The 21,071-nt window shown below is 71.1% G+C and carries 16 protein-coding genes; 14 read left to right on the top strand and 2 right to left on the bottom strand.

Annotated features, from left to right (window positions below; translation table 11 throughout):
• The first annotated feature begins 135 nt into the window (after positions 1 to 135).
• The 13 genes from RIN75_RS37180 to RIN75_RS37120 all read left to right on the top strand — a co-directional run bounded on the left by RIN75_RS37180 (position 136) and on the right by RIN75_RS37120 (position 16,227).
• On the top strand, positions 136 to 1,113 hold the full coding sequence (locus tag RIN75_RS37180; protein WP_309116788.1) for an alpha/beta fold hydrolase: 978 nt from the start codon (positions 136 to 138) through the stop codon (positions 1,111 to 1,113).
• A gap of 153 nt (positions 1,114 to 1,266) precedes the next feature.
• On the top strand, positions 1,267 to 2,286 hold the full coding sequence (locus tag RIN75_RS37175) for a DUF3152 domain-containing protein (RefSeq protein WP_309116787.1): 1,020 nt from the start codon (positions 1,267 to 1,269) through the stop codon (positions 2,284 to 2,286).
• A gap of 113 nt (positions 2,287 to 2,399) precedes the next feature.
• Positions 2,400 to 3,572: an adenylyltransferase/sulfurtransferase MoeZ gene (gene moeZ, locus RIN75_RS37170; RefSeq protein ID WP_309116786.1), complete on the top strand. Its 1,173-nt coding sequence runs from the start codon at positions 2,400 to 2,402 to the stop codon at positions 3,570 to 3,572.
• Between the two features lie 706 nt (positions 3,573 to 4,278).
• Positions 4,279 to 5,076, top strand: a complete 798-nt coding sequence (locus RIN75_RS37165; RefSeq protein ID WP_309116785.1) for a TIGR02569 family protein — start codon at positions 4,279 to 4,281, stop codon at positions 5,074 to 5,076.
• A gap of 95 nt (positions 5,077 to 5,171) precedes the next feature.
• The gene (locus RIN75_RS37160) at positions 5,172 to 7,187 is read left to right on the top strand and encodes a molybdopterin-dependent oxidoreductase (protein ID WP_309116784.1); all 2,016 of its coding nucleotides are present in this window, start codon (positions 5,172 to 5,174) and stop codon (positions 7,185 to 7,187) included.
• On the top strand, positions 7,184 to 8,629 hold the full coding sequence (locus tag RIN75_RS37155) for an FAD-dependent oxidoreductase (RefSeq protein ID WP_309116783.1): 1,446 nt from the start codon (positions 7,184 to 7,186) through the stop codon (positions 8,627 to 8,629). The genes RIN75_RS37160 and RIN75_RS37155 overlap by 4 nt, the downstream gene beginning before the upstream one ends.
• A 93-nt stretch (positions 8,630 to 8,722) precedes the next feature.
• Complete coding sequence (locus RIN75_RS37150; protein ID WP_309116782.1) at positions 8,723 to 10,075, top strand: nitrate/nitrite transporter; 1,353 nt, start codon at positions 8,723 to 8,725, stop codon at positions 10,073 to 10,075.
• A gap of 131 nt (positions 10,076 to 10,206) precedes the next feature.
• Positions 10,207 to 12,696: a nitrite reductase large subunit NirB gene (gene nirB / locus RIN75_RS37145; RefSeq protein ID WP_309116781.1), complete on the top strand. Its 2,490-nt coding sequence runs from the start codon at positions 10,207 to 10,209 to the stop codon at positions 12,694 to 12,696.
• Entirely contained in the window at positions 12,693 to 13,013 is a 321-nt protein-coding gene (nirD, locus tag RIN75_RS37140) for a nitrite reductase small subunit NirD (protein WP_309116780.1), read from the top strand. Before nirB ends, nirD begins: the two co-directional genes overlap by 4 nt.
• The gene (locus tag RIN75_RS37135) at positions 13,010 to 14,125 is read left to right on the top strand and encodes a uroporphyrinogen-III synthase (protein ID WP_309116779.1); all 1,116 of its coding nucleotides are present in this window, start codon (positions 13,010 to 13,012) and stop codon (positions 14,123 to 14,125) included. The genes nirD and RIN75_RS37135 overlap by 4 nt, the downstream gene beginning before the upstream one ends.
• Positions 14,122 to 14,790 carry a sirohydrochlorin chelatase gene (locus RIN75_RS37130; RefSeq protein WP_309116778.1) on the top strand — a complete coding sequence of 223 codons (669 nt, stop codon included), beginning with the start codon at positions 14,122 to 14,124 and terminating at the stop codon, positions 14,788 to 14,790. Before RIN75_RS37135 ends, RIN75_RS37130 begins: the two co-directional genes overlap by 4 nt.
• Positions 14,791 to 14,880: 90 nt before the next feature.
• Positions 14,881 to 15,837, top strand: a complete 957-nt coding sequence (locus RIN75_RS37125) for a pirin family protein (RefSeq protein ID WP_309116777.1) — start codon at positions 14,881 to 14,883, stop codon at positions 15,835 to 15,837.
• A complete protein-coding gene (locus RIN75_RS37120) occupies positions 15,838 to 16,227 on the top strand; it encodes a tetratricopeptide repeat protein (protein ID WP_309116776.1) in 390 nt (129 codons plus the stop codon).
• On the opposite strand, the gene RIN75_RS37115 is transcribed toward RIN75_RS37120, so the two are convergent.
• Both RIN75_RS37115 and RIN75_RS37110 read right to left on the bottom strand, forming a co-directional pair.
• On the bottom strand, positions 16,190 to 16,516 hold the full coding sequence (locus RIN75_RS37115) for an MGMT family protein (protein WP_121222825.1): 327 nt from the start codon (positions 16,514 to 16,516) through the stop codon (positions 16,190 to 16,192). The genes RIN75_RS37120 and RIN75_RS37115 overlap by 38 nt on opposite strands.
• Before the next feature lie 17 nt (positions 16,517 to 16,533).
• Positions 16,534 to 17,487, bottom strand: a complete 954-nt coding sequence (locus RIN75_RS37110) for a chitinase (protein WP_309116775.1) — start codon at positions 17,485 to 17,487, stop codon at positions 16,534 to 16,536.
• A gap of 104 nt (positions 17,488 to 17,591) precedes the next feature.
• Between RIN75_RS37110 and RIN75_RS37105 the strand changes: the two genes are divergently transcribed.
• A complete protein-coding gene (locus RIN75_RS37105; RefSeq protein ID WP_375296072.1) occupies positions 17,592 to 20,798 on the top strand; it encodes an ATP-dependent helicase in 3,207 nt (1,068 codons plus the stop codon).
• Positions 20,799 to 21,071 lie beyond the last annotated feature (273 nt).

Below are 21,071 nucleotides of genomic sequence, written 5' to 3'. Positions count from 1 at the left end.
TCCAGCCAGCCTTCACATCGCGGAACCGGCGGGGGGTGGCCTCCCCGGTTCGTCGGGAGCAACCTTACTCGCTGGTAGCAGCGTTGCGGGAAAGCTTCCCGTTTCACGGGACGTCCGAGCAGGCATCCTGGTGACGTGACCGAGACCCTGGAGGCGCGCAGACCCGCCATCACCCACGTGCCCCTGTCCTCCGCACCGCTACCTCCCCTGGACACAACGAGCGGCCCCTGGCCTGGTGACTACGTCGAGGTGGCGGGGCACCGCGTGCACGTCCGGCGCACGCCCGGCCCGGCCGCGGAAACCGCCGTCTACGTGCACGGCCTGGGCGGTTCGGCGACGAACTGGACCGACCTCGCGGGCCAGCTGTCCGGGCACGTCTCGGGGCACGCGCTGGACCTGCCGGGGTTCGGGCGGTCCGAGCCGATCCCCGGCTACACGTTCAGCATGGCGACGCACGCCGAGGTCGTCGCCGGGTTCATCGACGGGCTCGGGGCGGGTCCGGTTCACCTGTTCGGGAACTCCATGGGCGGGGCGATCTCGCTCATCGTCGCCTCCACCCGACCCGATCTGGTGAAAACGCTGACCTTGATCTCACCCGCCGTGCCGGACCTGCGGCCCAGGCTGAGCCGGGTGTCCGACCCGCGGATGCCGCTGGCTTTCCTCCCCATCGTCGGGCCGCGGGTGCGCCGGCAGCTCACGCTGATGACCCCCGAGCAGCGCGCCCGGCAGATGCTCAACCTGTGCTTCGCCGACCCGACCCAGGTGCCCGACCAGCGGTTCCGGCAGTCGGTCGAGGAGTACACGGAGCGGTCCGCGCAGCCGTGGGCGCCCGACGCGCTGGGTCGCAGCACGGTCGAGCTGATCCGGACGTGGCTGGTGCCGCGGTCGAAGTCGATGTGGCTGCTGCCGCCGAAGGTCACCGCGCCCGCGCTGGTCGTGTGGGGTGCGCAGGACAAGCTGGTCAGCGCCCGCAAGGCGCCGCGGGTGGCCCGGCTGCTGCCGCGCGGGCGGCTGCTCGTGCTGCCGCGGACCGGGCACGTGGCGCAGATGGAGCGGCCGACGACGGTCGCGCGGGCCGTGCTGGGCATGTGGGAGCGGGGTGCGGACTGGTAGCGCGGCCGTGCTGGGGATGTGGGAGCGGGTGCGGACTGGTAGCGCGGTCGCAGTCGGTGGTGCGGTGGAATCCGGTAGATCGGTTCAGTGCTGTGACCTGCGGAGGGCCACCGGCGTCGACCGGGTTTCGGCGCTTGTGGCACTCTGGTCGCCGTGAACCGGACGTCGGAGGGTGGGCGTGAGGCGGCGCCGTCGCCGCCTTCCGAGGACCGCTACCGCCGCGGCACGCGACGCACCGCCGCCGAGCCGCTGACCGCGTCCTGGGAACCCGCGGGCAGGCACCGCCGCAAGCGCAAGCGCGGGGTGAAGGGCCTGGTCGCGAACTACGGCTGGCGCATCTACGCGGTCCCCGTGCTGCTGGTGCTGACCGCCTTGGTCGTGCTCGACACCGCCGCGCCGACGAAGATCGGCGAAGCCGGCCAGTCCGGCACCGACAACGCCGGCGCCGCGCCCGGGACCAGCATGTCCTCCGGCCCGCCGGTGGCCACCGAGACGCCGCCGTCCAAGGTCGACCTGGTCAACATCCCGACCGCCGAGCTGCCCGACGGGCCCAAGTACTCCGAGCAGGGCGCCGGGACGTGGCAGGTCCTGCCGGGCGGCACCGCGCAGGCCGGCACGGGCAAGCTCTACAAGTACTCGATCGCCATCGAGGACGGCATCGACGCGGCGGACTTCGGCGGCGACCGGGACGCCTTCGCCCGGACCATCGACGGGATGCTGGCCGACCAGCGCAGTTGGGTCGGCACCGGCCAGGTGGCCATGCAGCGCGTGGACAGCGGTCCGGTCGACTTCGTCATCAGCCTGACGACGCCGAACACGACCCACGGGCTGTGCGGGTTCCAGATCCAGTACGAGACGTCGTGCTGGCACCCGCCGACCAAGCGCGTGGTGATCAACGTGGCGCGGTGGGTGCGCGGCGCGAAGGCGTTCAACACGGACCTGTCGTTCTACCGGACGTACGCGGTGAACCACGAGGTCGGCCACGTGCTGAAGAACCCGCACGAGGGCTGCAAGGAGAACGGCCAGCCGGCGCCCGTGATGATGCAGCAGACCTTCGGCGTGGCGAACGACTACGTGGCCCGGCTGAACGAGGTCGACCTCTCCAACCGGGGTGTCGTGGCCGCTGACGGCAAGGTCTGCACCCCCAACGCGTTCCCGGTCGCTCCCCGCTGACCCCGCGCGGTCACTTCGTGTCCACGCAATGGGACGACTTCCCATCCGGGAAGACGGTGGTCCAGTCTGGTGTTGTCCATCGGTAGAGGACATGTCTCGTCGAGGAGGATCAGATGGCGCTTCCGCCGCTCGTGGAGCCCGCAGCGGAGCTGACGAAGGAGGAAGTCGCGCGGTACAGCCGGCACCTGATCATCCCGGACGTCGGGGTGGACGGGCAGAAGCGGCTCAAGAACGCGAAGGTCCTGGTCGTCGGCGCGGGCGGGCTCGGATCGCCGGCGCTGCTCTACCTCGCCGCGGCGGGGGTCGGCACGCTGGGCATCGTGGACTTCGACACCGTCGACGAGTCGAACCTCCAGCGCCAGGTCATCCACGGCCAGTCCGACATCGGCAAGCCGAAGGCCGAGTCCGCGCGCGAGTCGATCGCCGAGATCAACCCGTACGTCAAGGTGAACCTCCACCAGACGCACCTGAACTCGGAGAACGTCCTCGACATCTTCCGCGACTACGACCTCATCCTCGACGGCACCGACAACTTCGCCACCCGCTACCTGGTCAACGACGCCGCGGTCCTGCTGGGCAAGCCGTACGTCTGGGGCTCGATCTTCCGGTTCGAGGGCCAGGTAAGCGTGTTCTGGGAAGACGCCCCGAACGGCCAGGGCCTGAACTACCGCGACCTCTACCCGGAGCCCCCGCCGCCCGGCATGGTCCCGTCGTGCGCCGAGGGCGGCGTGCTGGGCGTGCTGTGCGCGTCGATCGGCTCGATCATGGTCACGGAGGCCATCAAGCTCCTGACCGGCATCGGCGAGCCGCTCCTGGGTCGCCTGATGGTGTACGACGCCCTGGAGATGTCCTACCGGACGATCAAGATCCGGAAGGACCCGGAGAGCGTCAAGATCACCGAGCTGATCGACTACGAGGCGTTCTGCGGCGTGGTCTCCGACGAGGCCCAGCAGGCGGCGGCGGGCAACACCATCACCCCGCTGGAGCTGAAGCAGAAGCAGGACAGCGGCGAGAACTTCGTCCTGATCGACGTCCGCGAGCCGCACGAGTACGAGATCGTGCGGATCCCGGGTTCCGTGCTGATCCCGAAGGACCGGATCCTGTCCGGCGAGGCGTTCGCGGAACTGCCGCAGGACAAGCAGATCGTGCTGCACTGCAAGTCGGGCGGGCGGTCGGCGGAGGCGCTGGCGGTGCTCCACCAGGCCGGGTTCAAGGACGCGGTGCACGTAGGTGGTGGGGTGTTGGCTTGGGCGCGTGAGGTCGACACGAGCTTGCCGACTTACTGAGCTGTTGCCTTACTGAGCTGTTGCTTCGAGCCGCCCGCCGCGACCCTCGGGTTGCGGCGGGCGGCTCGCTTTTCGCCGCGTGGCGGCTGCTTTTCGGCGCACTTCGTCCGCCCGGGGCCTCCAGGCGCGCTCTTCGTCGTAAGGGCGCGCCGGCGGGTTCGAGCTTGAAAGCGCGAAGCGCGTTCCTCCTCAAGTAGCGCGGAGCGCGTCCTGTTTTGACCCGCGAAGCGTGGATTTGAGCAGGTGAGCGCCGGTTTAAAGATCAAAAGCGCCTCGCCGGCGGGCGAGCCGCCAAGGATGACACAACTACAACTGCGGGGGCTTCTTGCTTGTGTCATCCCCGCATGACCGGCAAAGCCGACCACAGATTTCCCGGGTGCCGCTAAAAACTTTTGCTCGTTCCTCGCAAAACTTTTCAGCGGCACCCGGGAAATCTGTGGTAGCCCTTCGGGCGGGCCATACGGGGATGACACAAGCAAGAAGCCCGGGTCGGGGTGTGTGCCCCGGCGGCGCTGCCCGACCCGGGCGCTACGCGCCGAAGAGCGCCGGGGGCAGGGTGTCTTGCCGTGGCGTGGGTGTGGTGGAGGACACATCCGGGGTTTGGGCTGAAACCGCAATAGTGCGGATAGGCCGGACGGGTGCACACGGCGGCAGAGCCGGGCGAGGTCCACCAAACACGAGGGCTCGACGGGTAGCGTGCCGTGCCGTGACCCCATCTCCGGAGCCGCCGCCGTCGCACGTGCGTGCCGCGTTTGGTGCGCGTGACGCTGAACCGGAGTTGATCGACGCCGGTCCGGTGTGGCGGTGCGGTGATGCGGCGATCCGGCCGGCGGGCAAGCCCGCCGAGGCCACGTGGGTGGCCAAGACGCTGGACACGCTGTCCGTGGACAACGTCCGGGTGGCCAGACCCCTGCGGTCCACCGACGGGCGGTACGTCGTCGGCGGGTGGGCCGCCACCAAGTACCTGTCGGGTCGCGCGGAACCGCGGCACGACGAGGTGGTCGAGGTCGCCGTCAAGTTGCACGCGGCCACCAAGGACCTGCCCAAGCCGCGTTTCCTGGACGCCCGCGCGGACCTGTTCGCCCGGGCCGACCGGCTCGCCTGGGAAGAGGAGTCCGCCGACCTCGACCCCGACCTCGGCGGGCGGCTGTTCCAACTGCTCTCCGCCTACCGCAAGCCGGTCCAGCTCAAGCCCCAGGTCGTGCACGGCGACCTGTTCGGCAACGTGCTGTTCGCGGGGGACGCCGCGCCGGCGATCATCGACTTCACCGCCTACTGGCGGCCGGCCGAGTACGGCGCGGCGATCGTGGTGGTCGACGCGCTCTCGTGGGGTGGCGCGGATCACGGGCTCGTGCAGCGGTGGTCCCACCTGGCGGAATGGCCACAGGTGTTGTTGCGCGCGACACTCTTCCGCCTCGCCGTGCACGCCCTGCACCCGCTGTCGAGCACGCAATCGCTGGTAGGGCTGGAAAGAACGGCCACGAAGGTGACCGCCTTGCTGTGACCTCACCCGCGGTCCACGCGTGGTGCCGGAGCAAGTTCGCGTGGACGAAACATTCCGCGCTGCGCCGTTAACAGGCCGTTCTTACCGTCGGCCCCGTGACCGACACCCACTGCCCGTACTGCGCGCTGCAGTGCGCGATGTCCGTGACCGACGGCAAGGTGTCGCCGCGGGAGTTCCCGACCAACCGCGGCGGCCTGTGCCAGAAGGGCTGGACGTCCGCCGAGCTGCTGACCTCGCCCGCCCGGCTCACCACGCCGCTGGTGCGCCGGGACGGCGTGCTGGAGCCGGCCACGTGGGACGAGGCGCTTGATCTTGTCGCCGCCAAGCTGCGCGAACTGCGTGAGCTGCACGGGCCGGACGCGGTCGGCGTGTTCGGCGGCGGTGGGCTGACCAACGAGAAGTCCTACCTGCTGGGCAAGTTCGCGCGGGTGGCGTTGGGGACGTCCCAGATCGACTACAACGGCCGGTTCTGCATGTCGAGCGCGGCGGCGGCGGGCATCAAGGCGTTCGGGCTCGACCGGGGGATGCCGTTCCCCGTAACAGACCTCGACCAAGCGGACGCGGTGCTGTTGGTCGGCGGTAATCCGGCGGAAACCATGCCGCCGTTCGTGCAGCACCTCAAGGGCGCGGAGCTGATCGTCGTCGACCCGCGCCGCACGGCCACCGCCGAGCTGGCCACCCTGCACCTCGCCCCCGCGCCGGGCACCGACCTGGCGCTCGCGCTGGGCCTGCTGCACTGCGCCGTCGCGGACGGCCACCTGGACAAGGACTACCTGGAGGAGCGCACCAACGGGTTCGCCGAGGCCTGGCAGATCGCCGCCTCCTGGTGGCCGGAGCGGGTCGAGCGGGTCACCGGGGTGCCGGTCGCCGACCAGCGGGCCGCCGTGCGGATCCTGGCCGAGGCGGAGAACGCCTACGTCCTGACGGGACGGGGCACCGAGCAGCACGCCAGCGGCGCGGACACCGTGTCGGCGTGGATCAACCTCGCGCTGGCGCTGGGCCTGCCGGGGCGGCGCGGTTCGGGGTACGGGTGCCTGACGGGTCAGGGCAACGGGCAGGGTGGGCGTGAGCACGGGCAGAAGGCCGACCAACTGCCCGGGTATCGGAAGATCGACGACCCGGCGGCCCGTGCGTACATCCAGGACGTGTGGGGTGTGGACGACCTGCCCGGGCCGGGGCGCTCCGCCTACGAGCTGCTGGACGCGTTGGGCCAGGACGGTGGGCCGAAGGCGCTGTTGGTGTTCGGGAGCAACCTGGTCGTGTCCGCGCCCCGGTCGCAGCACGTGGCTGACCGCTTGGGTGCGTTGGACCTGCTTGTTGTTTGCGATCTCGTCTTGTCCGAGACGGCCGCGATGGCCGATGTCGTGCTGCCGATCACGCAGTGGGCGGAGGAGAGCGGCACGATGACCAACCTGGAGGGCCGCATCCTGCTGCGCCAGGTGGCTGTTGAGCGGCCATCGGGTGTGCGCAGCGACCTGGAGGTTCTTCAGGGGTTGGCCTTGCGGTTGGGGCAGCCGGTGGAGCGGTTCCCGATCGAGCCCGAGGTGGTGTTCGAGGAGCTGCGGGTCGCTTCCAAGGGTGGGATCGCGGACTACTCGGGTGTCACCTACGAGCGGCTGCGGTCCGGGGAGGCCCTGCACTGGCCGGTGGTGGAGAAGAGCACGCCGCGGGTGTTCCTGGACCGGTTCGCCCATCCGGACGGCCGTGCCCGGTTCATCGCTGTCGATCACCGCGGACCTGCGGAGATGCCCGACGCGGACTACCCGTTGCAGGCGACCACCGGCCGGGTCCTCCAGCACTACCAGTCCGGCGCGCAGACCCGGCTGGTGAAGGAACTGGTGAACGCCGAGCCGGAGGCCTACGTCGAGGTCCACCCGGACACCGCGGTGCGCGCCGGGCTGCGCGAGGGCGACCTCGGCGCGGTGGTGTCGCGGCGCGGCCGGACGGTGGCGCGGGTGCGGTGCGTGCCGTCCATGCGGATCGACGTGGTGTTCCTGCCCTTCCACTTCGCCGGTGAGGGCCGCGCCAACCTGCTGACCAACCCGGCGCTGGACCCGACCAGCCGGATGCCCGAGTTCAAGGTGTGCGCCGTCCGATTGGAGCCGGTATGACCAGGAACGTTGTCGTCGTGGGCTACGGCATGGCCGGGGCCCGGCTGGCCGACGAGATCCGCAGGCGGGACCCGAAGGCGGAACGGGTCTCCGTGACCGTGCTCGGCGACGAGGCGCACCCCGCCTACAACCGGGTGCTGCTGTCCAGCGTGGTCGCCGGGTCGCTGACGCCGGAGGCGGTGCGCCTGCACGACCCGGACTGGGCCGCGAAGCACCACGTGGACCTGCGGCTGGGCGGCTCGGTCACCAAGATCGACCGCACCCGCCGGGTCGTGCACGTGGGCGACACCGAGGTCCCGTACGACTCGCTGGTGCTGGCCACCGGTGCGCGGTCGTGGGTGCCGCCGACGGACGGCCTGTTGGACGGCAACGGCTCGTTGGCGCCGGGTGTGGTGGCGTTCCGGTCGTTGGACGACTGCGCGCGGATCGTCGACGCGGCCTCGCCGGGCACGCCGGTGGCGGTGCTGGGCGGCGGTCTGCTCGGGCTGGAGGCCGCGCGGGGGCTCGCCGGTCGCGGCTGCCTGGTGACCGTCGTGCACCCGGTGGGGCACCTGATGGAGCGCCAGCTCGACCCGGGCGCGGGCCGGGTGCTGGCCAAGACGTTGGAAACGCTGGGGATCGAGTTCCGGCTCGGGGCGCTGGCGGCGAAGTACCTGCCGGGTGAAGGGCTCCTGCTCGACGACGGCACGCAGGTGCCGGCTGAGCTGGTCGTGGTGTCGGCCGGCGTGCGCGCCGAGACCGGGCTGGCGGAGCAGGCGGGGATCGCGGTGGACCGGGGCATCCTGGTGGACGACGCCCTGCGCACCAGCGACCCGCGCGTGCACGCCATCGGCGACTGCGCGCAGCACGTCGGCACGGTGTCCGGCCTGGTGCAGCCCGCCTGGGAGCAGGCCGCCGTGGTGGCGGACCTGGTGACCGGCGCCGCGCCCGCGTCCCGCTACTCCGGGACCACCGTGGTGACCCGGCTCAAGGCACGGGACGTCGACCTGGCCGCTTTGGGTGACGTGCACTGCGATGTGGACGCACCGGACGCGGAAGTCCTGTGCTTCCAAGATCCCGCGCGCGGCCGGTACGCGAAGCTGGTGCTGCGCGACGACAAGGTGACCGGCGCCATCGTCCTCGGCGCGCCGGACGCGGCGGCGGCCATCACCCAGCTGTTCGACCGCGGCCTGCCCGCGCCGACCGACCGGCTGGCGCTGCTGCTGGGCCGCGCGCTGCCCGCGGAGAACGAGGCGAGCCCGGCGGACCTGCCCGCGTCGGCGGTGGTGTGCCGGTGCAACACGGTCAGCAAAGGACAGATCGTCAGCGCCTGGAGGTCGGGCGCCACAACGGTTTCCGCGATCGCGGAGAAGACGCGCGCGAGCACGGGGTGTGGCGGGTGCAAGGACGCGGTGTGCGGCATCGTCGACTGGCTCTCCGCCTCACAGCCCCAACCCGTCTGATGTGCGCCGGAGTTGCCGCACGCGACACCTGGTCGAACGTCGAGGTAACGGGCCGTTCCTACGGTCTGCGCATCACGAGCCTGGGAGGCCGCAATGAGCACGGTGGTTGAGACCGAAACCCTTGCGCCGCAGCCGAAACGACGCGGACGGTGGATCGACGACTGGAACCCGGAGGACGCGGAGTTCTGGGAGCGCACCGGGAAGAAGGTGGCGCGCCGCAACCTCGTCTTCTCGATCCTGGCGGAGAACCTGGGCTTCACGGTGTGGAGCCTGATGAGCATCGTCGTGGTGAGCCTGGGCTCGGTCGGGTTCAGCTTCAGCGTCGGCCAGACGTTCTGGCTGCTGATCGTGCCGAACCTGGTCGGCGCGGTGCTGCGCATCCCCTACACGTTCGCGGTGCCGAAGTTCGGCGGCCGGGCGTGGACCACGGTCAGCGCGAGCCTGCTGCTGATCCCGACCACCATGCTGATCATCGCGGTCACCAACCCGGGCACGCCGTACTGGTTCTTCCTGCTGACCTCGGCGGCGATGGGCTTCGGCGGCGGCAACTTCTCGTCCTCCATGGCGAACATCTCGTTCTTCTACCCGGAGGGCAAGAAGGGCCTGGCGCTGGGCCTGAACGCGGCCGGCGGCAACCTCGGCGTGGCGATGGTGCAGCTCGTGGTGCCGATCGTGATCAGCATCGGCACCGGCGTGAACCTGGCCTACGCGGCGCTGTTCTGGATCCCGTTCATCGTCGTGGCCACCGCGTGCGCGTGGTTCCTGATGGACAGCCTCACCCAGGCCAAGCCGGACGGCACGTCCTACCGCAAGGCGATGTCCAACAAGCACACGTGGGTGATGTCGTTCCTGTACATCGGCACGTTCGGCTCGTTCATCGGCTTCTCGTTCGCGTTCCCGTCGCTGATCAAGATCAGCTTCGTGGAGCACAAGAGCTTCGTCGCGCTGGCGTTCCTGGGCGCGCTGATCGGGTCGGTGAGCCGGCCGTTCGGCGGCTGGCTGTCGGACCGGTTCGGCGGCGCCAAGGTGACGATGGCGGTGTTCCTGGGCATGGCGCTGGGCGTGGTGGGCGTGCTGGTCAGCGTGAGCACCAAGAACTTCCCGCTGTTCTTCACCTCGTTCATCGCCCTGTTCGTGCTGGCCGGCATCGGCAACGGCTCGACCTACCGGATGATCCCGGCCATCTTCGCCACCCAGGTGGCGGACACCGCGTCGGCCAAGCGGCAGGCGGCGGCCGTGGTCGGCATCGCGGGCGCGATCGGGGCGTTCGGCGGCGTGCTGGTGAACCTGGTGTTCAAGTTCTCGCTGGAGGGCAGCAAGACCCTGGCCCCGGCCCTCACCGCGTTCCTGGTGTTCTACGGCCTCTGCGTGGCCACGACGTGGTGGTTCTACCTGCGCAGCCGCGTCTTCGCGCGGGTGCCGAGCCTCGCCTACGCGGGCGTGTGACACGCGGGTTGTGACGCGCACGACGCTCTGACGTGCGGCGTGAGGCTGCTTTAACACCTGCGCAACATTCGCGACCTTGTCACGACACGGTCCCCGGTGAGCATAGCCGGGCAAGAGGAAGGAATGGTCCCATGACGCGAACGCTGGTTGTCGTCGGTCACGGCATGGTCGGACACCGTCTCGTGCAGGCGCTGCGCGAGAAGGACGTCACCGACCAGTGGCGGATCGTCGTGTTCGCCGAGGAGGGGCGTCCCGCCTACGACCGGGTCGCGCTGTCGTCCTATGTGGACACCTGGGACGCGGACACGCTGAGCCTCGCGCCGCACGAAGACCCCTTGGTTGAGCTGAACCTCAACGACCTGGTCGTGCACATCGACCGGGACGACAAGGTCGTCCGGAGCATGTCCGGCCGGGCGCAACCCTACGACGCGCTGGTGCTGGCGACCGGGTCGGTGCCGTTCGTGCCGCCGGTCCCCGGCCGCGACCTGCCCGGGTGCCACGTGTACCGGACGATCGAGGACCTGGACGCGATCCGGGCCACGGTCGAGGGCGCGCACTCCTCCGGTCGGCACGCGGGCATGGTGCTCGGCGGCGGTCTGCTCGGCCTGGAGGCCGCGAACGCGTTGCGCGGCATGGGGATCTCGCCGCACGTGGTCGAGCTGGGTCCCCGCCTGATGCCGTTGCAGGTGGACGAGGGCGGCGCCGGGCTGCTGCGGCGGCTGGTGGAGAAGCTGGACCTGACCGTGCACACCGGCACGTCCGCCTCGTCCATCGAGCGCGACGGCGACCGGCTGATCGCCAAGCTGTCCAACGGGACCGAGCTGGACCTCGACGTCGTGGTGTTCTCCGCGGGCATCCGGCCGCGCGACCAGCTCGCCCGCGAGTTCGACCTGGCGGTGGGGGAGCGCGGCGGCATCGTCGTGGACTCCGCCTGCCGGACCTCGGACGAGAACATCTACGCCATCGGCGAGTGCGCCAACATCGGCGGCGTGGTGTACGGCCTGGTCGCGCCGGGTTACTCGATGGCCGAGGTGGTGGCGGACCGGCTGCTCGGCGGCACCGCGGAGTTCCCCGGCGCGGACACCTCGACCAAGCTGAAGCTGCTGGGTGTGGACGTGGCGTCGTTCGGCGACGCGCACGCGCAGACCGAGGGCGCGCTGGAGGTCGTGGTCAACGACGCCGTCGCGGGCACCTACGCCAAGGTCGTGGTGTCCGACGACGCGAAGACGCTGCTCGGCGGCATCCTGGTCGGCGACGCCTCGAAGTACCCGGTGCTGCGGCCCCTGGTCGGCCGCCCGGTGCCCGGCGACCCGGTGTCGCTGATCGGGCCGGCGGGCGGGGTGGAGCTGTCGCTGCCCAACGACGCCCAGGTGTGCTCGTGCCACGCGGTGACCAAGCAGCACATCGTGGACGTGATCGGCTCCGGCGAGGCCGTGGACGTGCCGGGGATCAAGGCGTGCACCAAGGCGGGCACGGGCTGCGGTTCGTGCGTGCCGATGCTGAAGAAGCTGCTCTCGGAGTGCGGTGTCGAGCAGTCGAAGGCGCTGTGCGAGCACTTCGAGCAGTCGCGCGCCGAGCTGTTCGAGATCGTGCGGGTCACCGGCATCACCACGTTCACCGAGCTGATCTCGCGGTACGGCCGCGGGCGCGGCTGCGACCTGTGCAAGCCCGCCGTGGCGTCGATCCTGGCGTCGCTGGACAACGGCCACGTGCTGGAGGGCGAGCAGGCGGTCCTGCAGGACACCAACGACCGCTTCCTGGCCAACCTCCAGCGCAACGGCACGTACTCGGTGGTGCCGCGCATCCCCGGCGGCGAGATCACGCCGGAGAAGCTCATCGTGATCGGCGAGGTGGCCCGGGACTTCGGCCTCTACACCAAGATCACCGGCGGGCAGCGGATCGACCTGTTCGGCGCGACCGTCGACCAGCTGCCGCAGATCTGGAAGCGGTTGGTGGACGCCGGTTTCGAGTCCGGCCACGCCTACGGCAAGGCGCTGCGCACGGTGAAGTCGTGCGTGGGGACCACGTGGTGCCGCTACGGCGTGCAGGACTCGGTGGGCCTGGCGATCGAGCTGGAGCTGCGCTACCGGGGCCTGCGGTCGCCGCACAAGCTCAAGTCCGCGGTGTCCGGCTGCGCGCGGGAGTGCGCGGAGGCGCGGGGCAAGGACTTCGGCGTCATCGCCACCGAGAAGGGCTGGAACCTCTACGTGGGCGGCAACGGCGGGTTCACGCCCCGGCACGCCGACCTGCTCGCGTCCGACGTGGACACCGAAACGCTCATCAAGCTCATCGACCGGTTCCTGATGTTCTACATCCGCACGGCGGACCGGTTGCAGCGCACCTCGACCTGGATCGAGGGCCTGGAGGGCGGGCTGGACCACCTGCGCGCGGTGATCGTGGACGACAGCCTCGGCATCTGCGCCGACCTGGAAGCCGCGATGGCCAAGCACGTGGACAACTACGCCGACGAGTGGCGCGGTGTGCTGGAGGACCCGGAGAAGCTGGCCCGGTTCACCTCCTTCGTGAACGCGCCCGGCACGCCCGACCCGACGATTTCCTTCCGCGAGGAACGCGGTCAGAAGGTTCCTGTCCTGCTGGGGATTCCGGAGGTCGTCAGATGACACCCGTGTGCGAGTTGAGCGCGTTGCAGCCGGAGAGCGGCGTGGCCGCCCTGCTGCCCGACGGGACCCAGGTCGCCGTCTTCCTGACCCACGACGGCCAGGTGCACGCGTTGGGCAACATCGACCCGTTCAGCGGCGCCGCCGTGCTGGCTCGGGGCATCGTCGGCGACCGGGGCGGCGTGCCGGTGGTGGTGTCGCCGGTGTACAAGCAGGCGTTCGAGCTGAGCACCGGCAAGTGCCTGGACGACCCGTCCACGGCGGTCCCCGTCCACCCGGTCCGCGTGGCCGACGGCATCGTCCAGGTCGGGTCGCCGTGAACGCCGCCCCGCTGGCCGGGTACACGGTCGGCGTGACCGCCGCCCGGCGGGCCGACGAACTGACGGCGCTGTTGGAGCGCAAGGGCGCGACCGTGCTGCACGGCCCGGCGATCCGCATCGTGCCGCTGCCCGACGACGCGGAACTGCTGGCCGCCACCCGCGAGGTGGTGGAACGGCCGCTGGACATCGCGGTGGCGACCACCGGCATCGGTTTCCGGGGCTGGGTCGAGGCCGCGGAGGGCTGGGGCCTGGCCGCGCGCCTGCTCAACCGGCTGTCCGGCGCGCAGGTGATGGCCCGCGGTCCGAAGGCGCGCGGGGCCGTGCGGGCGGCGGGTCTGGTGGAGGCGTGGTCGCCGGAGGGCGAGAGCAACGCCGAACTGCTCGACCACCTGATCCGATCGGGGGTGGCGGGCAAGCGGATCGCGGTGCAGCAGCACGGCGAGCCCTTGCCCGATTTCGTGTCGGCGCTGGAGAACGCGGGTGCGGAGGTCGTCCCGGTCTCGGTGTACCGCTGGACCGGCCCGGTCGACTCCGCTCCGCTGGACCGCCTGGTGGACGCCGTCCTGGCTCGTCAGGTGGACGCGTTGACCTTCACCAGCGCGCCGGCGGCGGCGAACCTGCTGAAGCTGGCTTCGGCGACCGGTCGCTACAAGGAGCTCGTGAGCGCTCTGCGGTCGGACGTGCTGGTGGTGGGCGTCGGGTCGATCACGGCCGGTCCGCTGGTCGCGGCCGGTGTGCCCGTGGTGCAGCCGGCCAGGGCTCGGATCGGCGCCCTGGCCCGTGAGCTGACCTTGGCCCTGCCCGCGCGGGCGACCCGCCTGCGCATCGCCGCCCGGGACATCGAGCTGCGCGGCCAGGCGGTCGTGGTGGACGGCGAACTCCGGCCCGTCGCGCCCGCTCCGATGGCGGTTTTGCGCGTCCTGGCCGCCGCGCGGGGCCGGGTGGTGTCGAGGCGCGAGTTGCTGGCCGCGTTGCCCAGTGGTGGCGAGGAGCACGCGGTGGAGACGGCGATCGGCCGGCTGCGGACGGCGCTGGGCGAGCCCCGGATGGTGACGACGGTTGTGAAACGCGGCTACCGACTGGCCATGGACCCCGCTGGAGTCGCGGTATGACGTTGGTTCTCGTGGCACACGGCACGCGTGATCCCGCTGGTGCCGTCGTGGTGGAGGAGATCGCCGCGCTGGTGCGGTCGCGGTTGGGCGGCGTGCCGGTGCGGGTGGCTTATGCGGACGTTCGGCAGCCTGACGTGACTGCCGTGCTGCGCTCGGTAGACGGTCCAGCCGTGGTCGTGCCGGCGTTCCTGGCGGCCGGGTACCACGTGCGGGTGGACATCCCGGCCCAGATCGAGGCGTCGGGCCACCCCGATGTGGTGGTCACCGCTCCCATCGGGCCGGCTTTGGTGCCGGCTTTGGTGGCGCGGTTGGAGGAGGCGGGCTGGGAGCCCGGCGACTCGGTGGTGCTGGCGGCGGCGGGGTCTTCGGACGCGCGGGCGTTGGCCGAGGTCGGCAAGGTGGCCCAGGCGCTGTCACGGCGGGTGGGCGGTCCGGTCCAGATCGGCTACGCGGCTACCGCGTCGCCGCACATCTCGGAGGTGATCGCGTCGACGCCGGGCCGCGTGGCGGTGGCGTCTTGGCTGCTCGCGCCGGGTTTGTTCCACCGGGCGGTGGCCGAGTCGGGCGCTTCAGTCGTGGCCGCGCCCATCGGGGCACATCTGCGGGTCGTCGAGGCCGTGTTGTTGAGGTACTACCAGGCGCGTTGCCTGGAGGACGTGGCGTAGGACTTCGCCGGGGAATAGTTGAGACTTCAACCAGGTTGTGCGGGCTGAGCGACCCCCGCATCCTGGAGGTCCCCGTCGAAGGAGGCAGCGATGCCCGCCGTCACCGCAGACACCCTGACCCTGCCCAGGCTGCCCGAGCTGTCCGAGGTCGCGACCGGCTGGCGGCCGGTCCGGAAGGTGGTCCAGGCGCAGAAGTTCCTCGAAGGGGAGGGCTTCCAGGTCCGGCGGCCGTTCCCCGGCGCGGACCTCGCGCTGGCCGACCCGTTCCTGCTGCTCGACCACATGGGTGCGGTCGAGTACGGGCCGGGTGAGGCCAAGGGGGCGCCGTGGCACCCGCACCGGGGGTTCGAGACGGTCACCTACATGATCGACGGGGCGTTCGAGCACCAGGACTCGACCGGTGGTGGCGGGTTGATCACCGACGGGGCCACCCAGTGGATGACCGCCGGCAGCGGCGTTTTGCACAGCGAACTCCCGCCGCAGGAGATGGTGGCCAAGGGCGGGTTGTTCCACGGCGTGCAGTTGTGGGTGAACCTGCCCAAGGTGGCCAAGTGGTCGCCTCCGCGCTACCAGGACATCAAGGCGCGTGACGCCGTGCTGCTGTCCAGCGACGACGGTGGCGCGCTGGTCCGGGTGATCGCCGGGGACGTGGCGGGCTATCGCGGGCCGGGGATGACCTACACGCCGATCACCTACCTGCACGCGACCTTCAGCGCGGGCGCTCGTCTCGCGCTGCCGTGGCCGGAGGACTTCAACGCCCTGGTCTACGTGCTGTCCGGGCGGGGGACCGTCGGGGCGGAGAAGCGGCCGCTGGAGGAAGGGCGGCTGGCCGTGTTCGGCCACGGGTCGGCGGTGACCATGCAGGCCGACACCACCTGGGACGTGCTGGTCCTGGGCGGGCTGCCGCTGAACGAGCCGGTGGCCCGGTACGGGCCGTTCGTGATGAACACCCGGCGGGAGATCCTCGACGCCATCGAGGACTTCCAGGCCGGTCGACTGGGCCGGACCCACGTGCCGCACGTGAGCCCGGCGGACGAGGAGGTCTGAATGTCCGACGTCCGCGAGCTGCTGGCCAAGGGCCGCGAGTTCCGGGCCGCCGGCGACCCGAGCGGTGCCGCGCGGTTCCTGGTAGAGGCCGCCGAGCACGCCCCGACCGACCGGACGGTGCTCACCGAGCTGGCGCTGGCGCACTTCCAGTCCGCCGCGCTGGGGCGGGCCGAGGCCGTGTTGCGCACGCTGGTCGACCTCGACCCGTCCGACGGTTACGCCCGGCTGCTGCTGGGCCGCACGCTGACCCGGCGGAGCCGGCCCGCCGAGGCGCTGCCGGAACTGCGGCTGGCCGCCGCGCTGACCCGCGACCCCGACGTGGCCGCCGAGGTCGAGCGGGTCGCCGCGCGGGTCACCACAGGCCCGGTGGCTCCTCCTCCTTCTCCTTGACCGCCTCTTCCCAGCGGTACGTGCGCAGGTTGACCTTCCCGTTGTCGGCCACCACGCCTTCCTCGCGCAGCAGTTGCAACTGCTCGTCGGCGATGTGCGGCGCGCACGTGCCGTTGGCCCGCAGCACCCGGTGCCACGGCAGGTCGTGCCCGTCCTGGTTCAGGACCTGGCCGACCAGCCGGGGCGACGGGGCGCGGGACAGGTCGGCGACGTCGCCGTAGGTGGCCACGCGTCCGCGGGGGATCGACCGCACCACCTCGCGGACCAACTCGTGCAGCTCTTCATCCACCCGGCCAAGGATTCCACTCAGCCCGTGTAGCCGGCCACGACCCTCGTGAAGTCGTAGGTGCCCTGGTTGGTGCCGGAGCAGTCGGACGTGGACCCGCCGCAGTTGCCGCGGTCCCGGTTGGTGGCCCAGAAGGTGAAGCGCGCCAGGTGTTTCGAGGTCGCCCAGTCGCGCATGGCGCGGAACTGCGCGGTGGTGACGGTCTCGCCGGTGTCGGTGACGCCGTTCATCGAGGACAGGCCGCTGCGGCGGTAGGCGGCGTCGTCGGTGAGCCCGAACGTGGCCTTGACGTGGTTCTTCAGGCCGTCCACGGCGGACTTGGTGCCGGCCACGAGGTCGCTGGGGCCGCCGAAGTTGAACGGCATCACCGACCAGACGTCGATCTGCGCGCCGAGGTCCTTCGAGCGGGTGATCAGGCGCTTCCCCCAGGTGTTCGGGCCGGACCGGTCGGTGGGCATGGTGATCACCGTGCGGATGCCGGGGTTGTTCTGCTTGACGATCTTCAGCGCGCCGAGCACGCGGTCCTGCACGGTCGCGTTCTCGAACTCGGCGGCCTCGATGTCGATGTCGATCGCCTTGAGCTGGTAGGCGTTGATCACCTTCTGGTAGGCGCCGGCCAGGGCGCTCGCGGACGAGCAGTACTGGCCGAGCTTGCGGCCGGACCAGCCGCCGAAGGACGGGATCACGTCGCCGCCGGCCGCGCGGATGTTGCGGATCAGGGTGGCGTCCGAGCCGGTCAGGGAGCGGGTGCCGTCCCACGCGGGGTTGCAGCCGCCGTCGGAGAGGACGAACGCGAGCGTGAAGGTCTTCACGCCGGTGGCGTTCATGACATTCACCGGATTGGGTTTGTTGCCCCACTGGTACAGGTACGGGGACGCCAGGACGGGGTTCGGCGCGGCCTCCGCGACCGGGGCCAGGGCCATCGCCGCGACACCCGCGGTGAGTGCGATCGTCAACCGCCGCAAGGGTTTCATCGTTCCTCCAGACCACAGGGAGGAGTCGTCCGGCGGCGGGGAGACGGCTCCGGTCGGGTCTCAAAGTGGACTAGACCACTGCGTTTTGTCAAGACCTCGTACAAATGGGCGGTGCCGGGATTGTCGGTGGGTCGTGGTTCCATCGGCACGTGGCAGTGAACCGGGCTCCGTTGCTGGTGCGCCGGGTGCGGGAGGACCGCCCCGAGCGCCACTGGGACGCGCCCGCGCGCGCCGTGTTCGACCACGCCGGCGGGCCGCTGCGGGTGCTCGGCGGCCCCGGCACGGGCAAGACCGAGCTGCTCGCGGAGGTGGTGGCCGATCGGGTGCGGCGGGGCGGGGTGCACCCGGAGCGGATCTTGGTGTTGACACCGAACCGGCGGGCGGCGGTGTCCCTGCGCGCCCACATCACGAGGTCGCTCACCAGCAGCGCCGAGGGGGAGGTGCTGCCGACCACGCAGGAACCGCTGGTCAGAACGGTTCACTCGTACGCCTACGCGGTGCTGCGGGCGCAGGCCGTGCAGGCGGGCGAGCCGACACCGCGCCTGCTGTCCGGTCCGGAGCAGGACGCGGTGGTGCGCGAGCTGCTGGCCGGTGACGTGGGGATGGGCGCGCGGAAGTGGCCGGAGCGGCTTCGGCCGGCGCTGGCGTTGCCCGGGTTCGCCCACGAGCTGCGCGACCTGCTGCTGCGCGCCACCGAGCGCGGGCTGGCCCCGGAGGACCTGGTGGAGCTGGGACGGGCGCAGGGGCGGGACGAGTGGGTGGCGGCCGGGCTGTTCGCGATCCAGTACGAGCAGGTCAGCCTGTTGGCCGGGGCGGGGCAGGGGCTGGCGGCGTCCTACGACGCGGCGGAACTGGTCGGCAGTGCCCTGCTGGCGTTCGACACCGAGCCGGACGTGCTGCTGGGGGAGCAGCGGCGGGTCCGGCACCTGCTGGTGGACGACGCGCAGCACCTGGACCCGTTGCAGTTCGAGTTCGTGTCGCGGCTGGGGGCGGCGGCGGAGGAGTTCGTGCTGACGGGTGACCCGGACCAGGCGGTGTTTTCGTTCCGCGGGGCGGACCCGGTGCTGCTGGCCGATTCGGACTGGCCGACCGTGGTGCTGCGGCAGAGCCACCGGATGGCGCCGGAGGTCCGGGACGCGGTGCGGAGACTGTCCGCGCGGCTGCCCGGCACGTCGCCGACGCGGGACGTGCTGCCCGTGGAGGGGTCGGGTCACGTGCAGGTGCGGCTGTTCGCGTCCGGGGCGCAGGAGGCGAGCTGGGTGGCCGACCAGTTGCGGCGGGCGCACCTGATCGATGGCGTGCCGTGGTCGGAGATGGCGGTGGTGGCGCGGTCCACCAGCCGTTCGCTGCCGGTCCTGCAACGAGCCTTGCTGGCGGCAGGCGTACCGGTGGCAGTGCCGACCAACGAGTTGCCTTTGGCCCAGCAACCCGCCGTGGCCCCTTTCCTGGCCCTCCTCAGATGCGCCGCCTCCCCAGGTTCCCTGGACGAGGACACCGCAGCCATGCTCCTCGCTTCCCCTCTGGGCGGCGCGGACCCGTTGGCACTTAGACGCTTGCGCCGCGGCCTGCGCCGTCTCGAAATGGCGGCAGGCGGCGACCGCCCCAGCGGCGAGCTCCTCGTCGAGGTGATCGAATCCGACGACCGCCTGGCGGCCCTGGAGGACGCCGAGGCCATGCCCGCCCGTCGCGTGGCCGGCCTGCTCCGCAAGGCGCGCAAGGGCATCTCTGACGGCCACAGCGTCGAGCAGGTGCTGTGGGACATGTGGCAGTCCACCGGCCTGGAGAACCGCTGGGTAGCCCAGTCGGCTCGGCACGGCACGTCCGGCATGCAGGCCGACCGCGACCTGGACGCGATAGTCGGCTTGTTCGAGGCGGCGGCCAAGTACGTGGATCGCCTGCCAGGCGCAGGCGCCGAGGGTTTCGCCGACTACCTGGCGTCCCAGGAAATCGTAGGCGACACACTCGCCGCCTCCGCCCCCATTGGCGAGGCGGTAACCGTCCTGACCGCACACGCGTCCGCCGGCCGAGAATGGACGGTCGTCGCCGTCCCAGGTGTGCAGGAGGGCAGCTGGCCAGACCTCCGGCTGCGCGGCTCCCTGCTCGGCGTGGAACGAATGGTGGACACCCTCACCGGCGTAGGCGAGGAGGTCTCCGCCATCGCCCCACTCCTGGCCGAGGAACGCCGCCTGCTCTTGGTCGCCGTAAGCCGGGCGCGCCGAACCCTCCTGGTCAGCGCCGTTCGAGGCGAAGACGAACAACCGTCCCGCTTCCTGGACGAGCTGGAAGAACTCTCCACCGACCAGCCCGAGCGCCCGACCTTCACCCCAGAACGGGGCTTGGTCCTAGCCGAACTCGTCGGCGAACTCCGCCGAGTCGTGTGCTCCGACGACGAACCCGAAGACCGCCGCACCCGAGCCGCGACCCAACTGGCCCGCCTAGCAGCAGCCGGCGTCCCCGGCGCACACCCGGACTCCTGGTACGGCTTGGCCGACGTGACGACCGACGATCCACTGTGGACAGAGGACCACACGGTCAGCGTGTCCCCGTCCACCGTCGAGGTCCTCTCAAAGTGCCCGCTCCGCTGGGTGGTGGAACGCCACGGCGGCCAGGACCCAGCCGAGTTGGCGTCCGTCACCGGCACCCTGGTCCACGCCCTGGCCCAAGCTGCGGCGACCGGTGCCGACGAAAAGGAGCTGCGCGCCAAACTCGCCGAGGCCTGGTCGGCCGTCGACGCCGGCGCCCCGTGGTTCTCCCGCCGCGAACGCCTACGCGTGGAAAAGATGCTGGACACATTCCTGACCTGGCTGGCTTCAAGCCGCGACCAGCTGACCCAGGTGGCGGTCGAACACGAGATCAACGTGGAGGTCCCGAAACCGTCGGGCGGCCCCCACCTACGAGTCCGAGGCCGAGTAGACCGCCTGGAAACCGACCGCGAGGGCCGCCCGGTGGTGATCGACCTGAAAACCGGCAAGTCCCCGGTGACAAAGGAAGAGGCCCGCCAGCACCCACAGCTAGCCGTCTACCAACTCGCATCGTCGTTGGGCGGCTTCACCCACCTCGGCCTGGGCACCGACCCCGGCGGCGCCCGCCTGCTCTACGTGGCAAAGGAGAACAAGAAGACGGGCGCCACCGAACTGGAACAGGCCCCTCTGGACGAACAGGGCGTCCGAGTCTGGCTGGAAGCCGTACAAGCAGCCGCAACCTCCAGCGTGGGCCCGACCTACACAGCCACCGAAAACCCCGACTGCGACCGCTGCCCAGCAAGAACAACCTGCCCAATCCACCCCTCAGGCCGCCAAGTAAGCCAATAACCCACCCCACCCGCCCACGCCCACCCCGCTCCGCCCACCCCTCGCCACCCGCCGCTGCGGTCGGGCACCACCCACCACCGCCCGCCGCGCCGCCCGCCCACCATTACCGCCACCGCCACCGCCACCCCAGGCACCGCCGCCGCCCGCGCCGCCCCGGCGCTGCCTGCCGGCGCTGCCTGCCGGCGCTGCCTGCCGGCGCTGCCTGCCGGCGCTGCCTGCCGGCGCTGCCTGCCGGCGCTGCCTGCCGGCGCTGCCTGCCGGCGCTGCCTGCCG

Origin of the sequence: Saccharothrix sp., assembly GCF_031180885.1 — a bacterium.
GTDB lineage: Bacteria > Actinomycetota > Actinomycetes > Mycobacteriales > Pseudonocardiaceae > Actinosynnema.
Note: the sequence above shows the minus strand (reverse complement) of the source record. Positions and strands in the feature narration are given on the sequence as shown.

Coding starts and splice junctions, on each gene's coding strand:
- moeZ (WP_309116786.1), top strand. CDS start 2,400: ATGGCGCTTCCGCCGCTCGTGGAGCCCGCAGCGGAGCTGACGAAGGAG.
- RIN75_RS37125 (WP_309116777.1), top strand. CDS start 14,881: ATGCCCGCCGTCACCGCAGACACCCTGACCCTGCCCAGGCTGCCCGAG.
- nirB (WP_309116781.1), top strand. CDS start 10,207: ATGACGCGAACGCTGGTTGTCGTCGGTCACGGCATGGTCGGACACCGT.
- RIN75_RS37110 (WP_309116775.1), bottom strand. CDS start 17,487: ATGAAACCCTTGCGGCGGTTGACGATCGCACTCACCGCGGGTGTCGCG.
- RIN75_RS37155 (WP_309116783.1), top strand. CDS start 7,184: ATGACCAGGAACGTTGTCGTCGTGGGCTACGGCATGGCCGGGGCCCGG.
- RIN75_RS37150 (WP_309116782.1), top strand. CDS start 8,723: ATGAGCACGGTGGTTGAGACCGAAACCCTTGCGCCGCAGCCGAAACGA.
- RIN75_RS37130 (WP_309116778.1), top strand. CDS start 14,122: ATGACGTTGGTTCTCGTGGCACACGGCACGCGTGATCCCGCTGGTGCC.
- RIN75_RS37105 (WP_375296072.1), top strand. CDS start 17,592: ATGGGCGGTGCCGGGATTGTCGGTGGGTCGTGGTTCCATCGGCACGTG.
- nirD (WP_309116780.1), top strand. CDS start 12,693: ATGACACCCGTGTGCGAGTTGAGCGCGTTGCAGCCGGAGAGCGGCGTG.
- RIN75_RS37120 (WP_309116776.1), top strand. CDS start 15,838: ATGTCCGACGTCCGCGAGCTGCTGGCCAAGGGCCGCGAGTTCCGGGCC.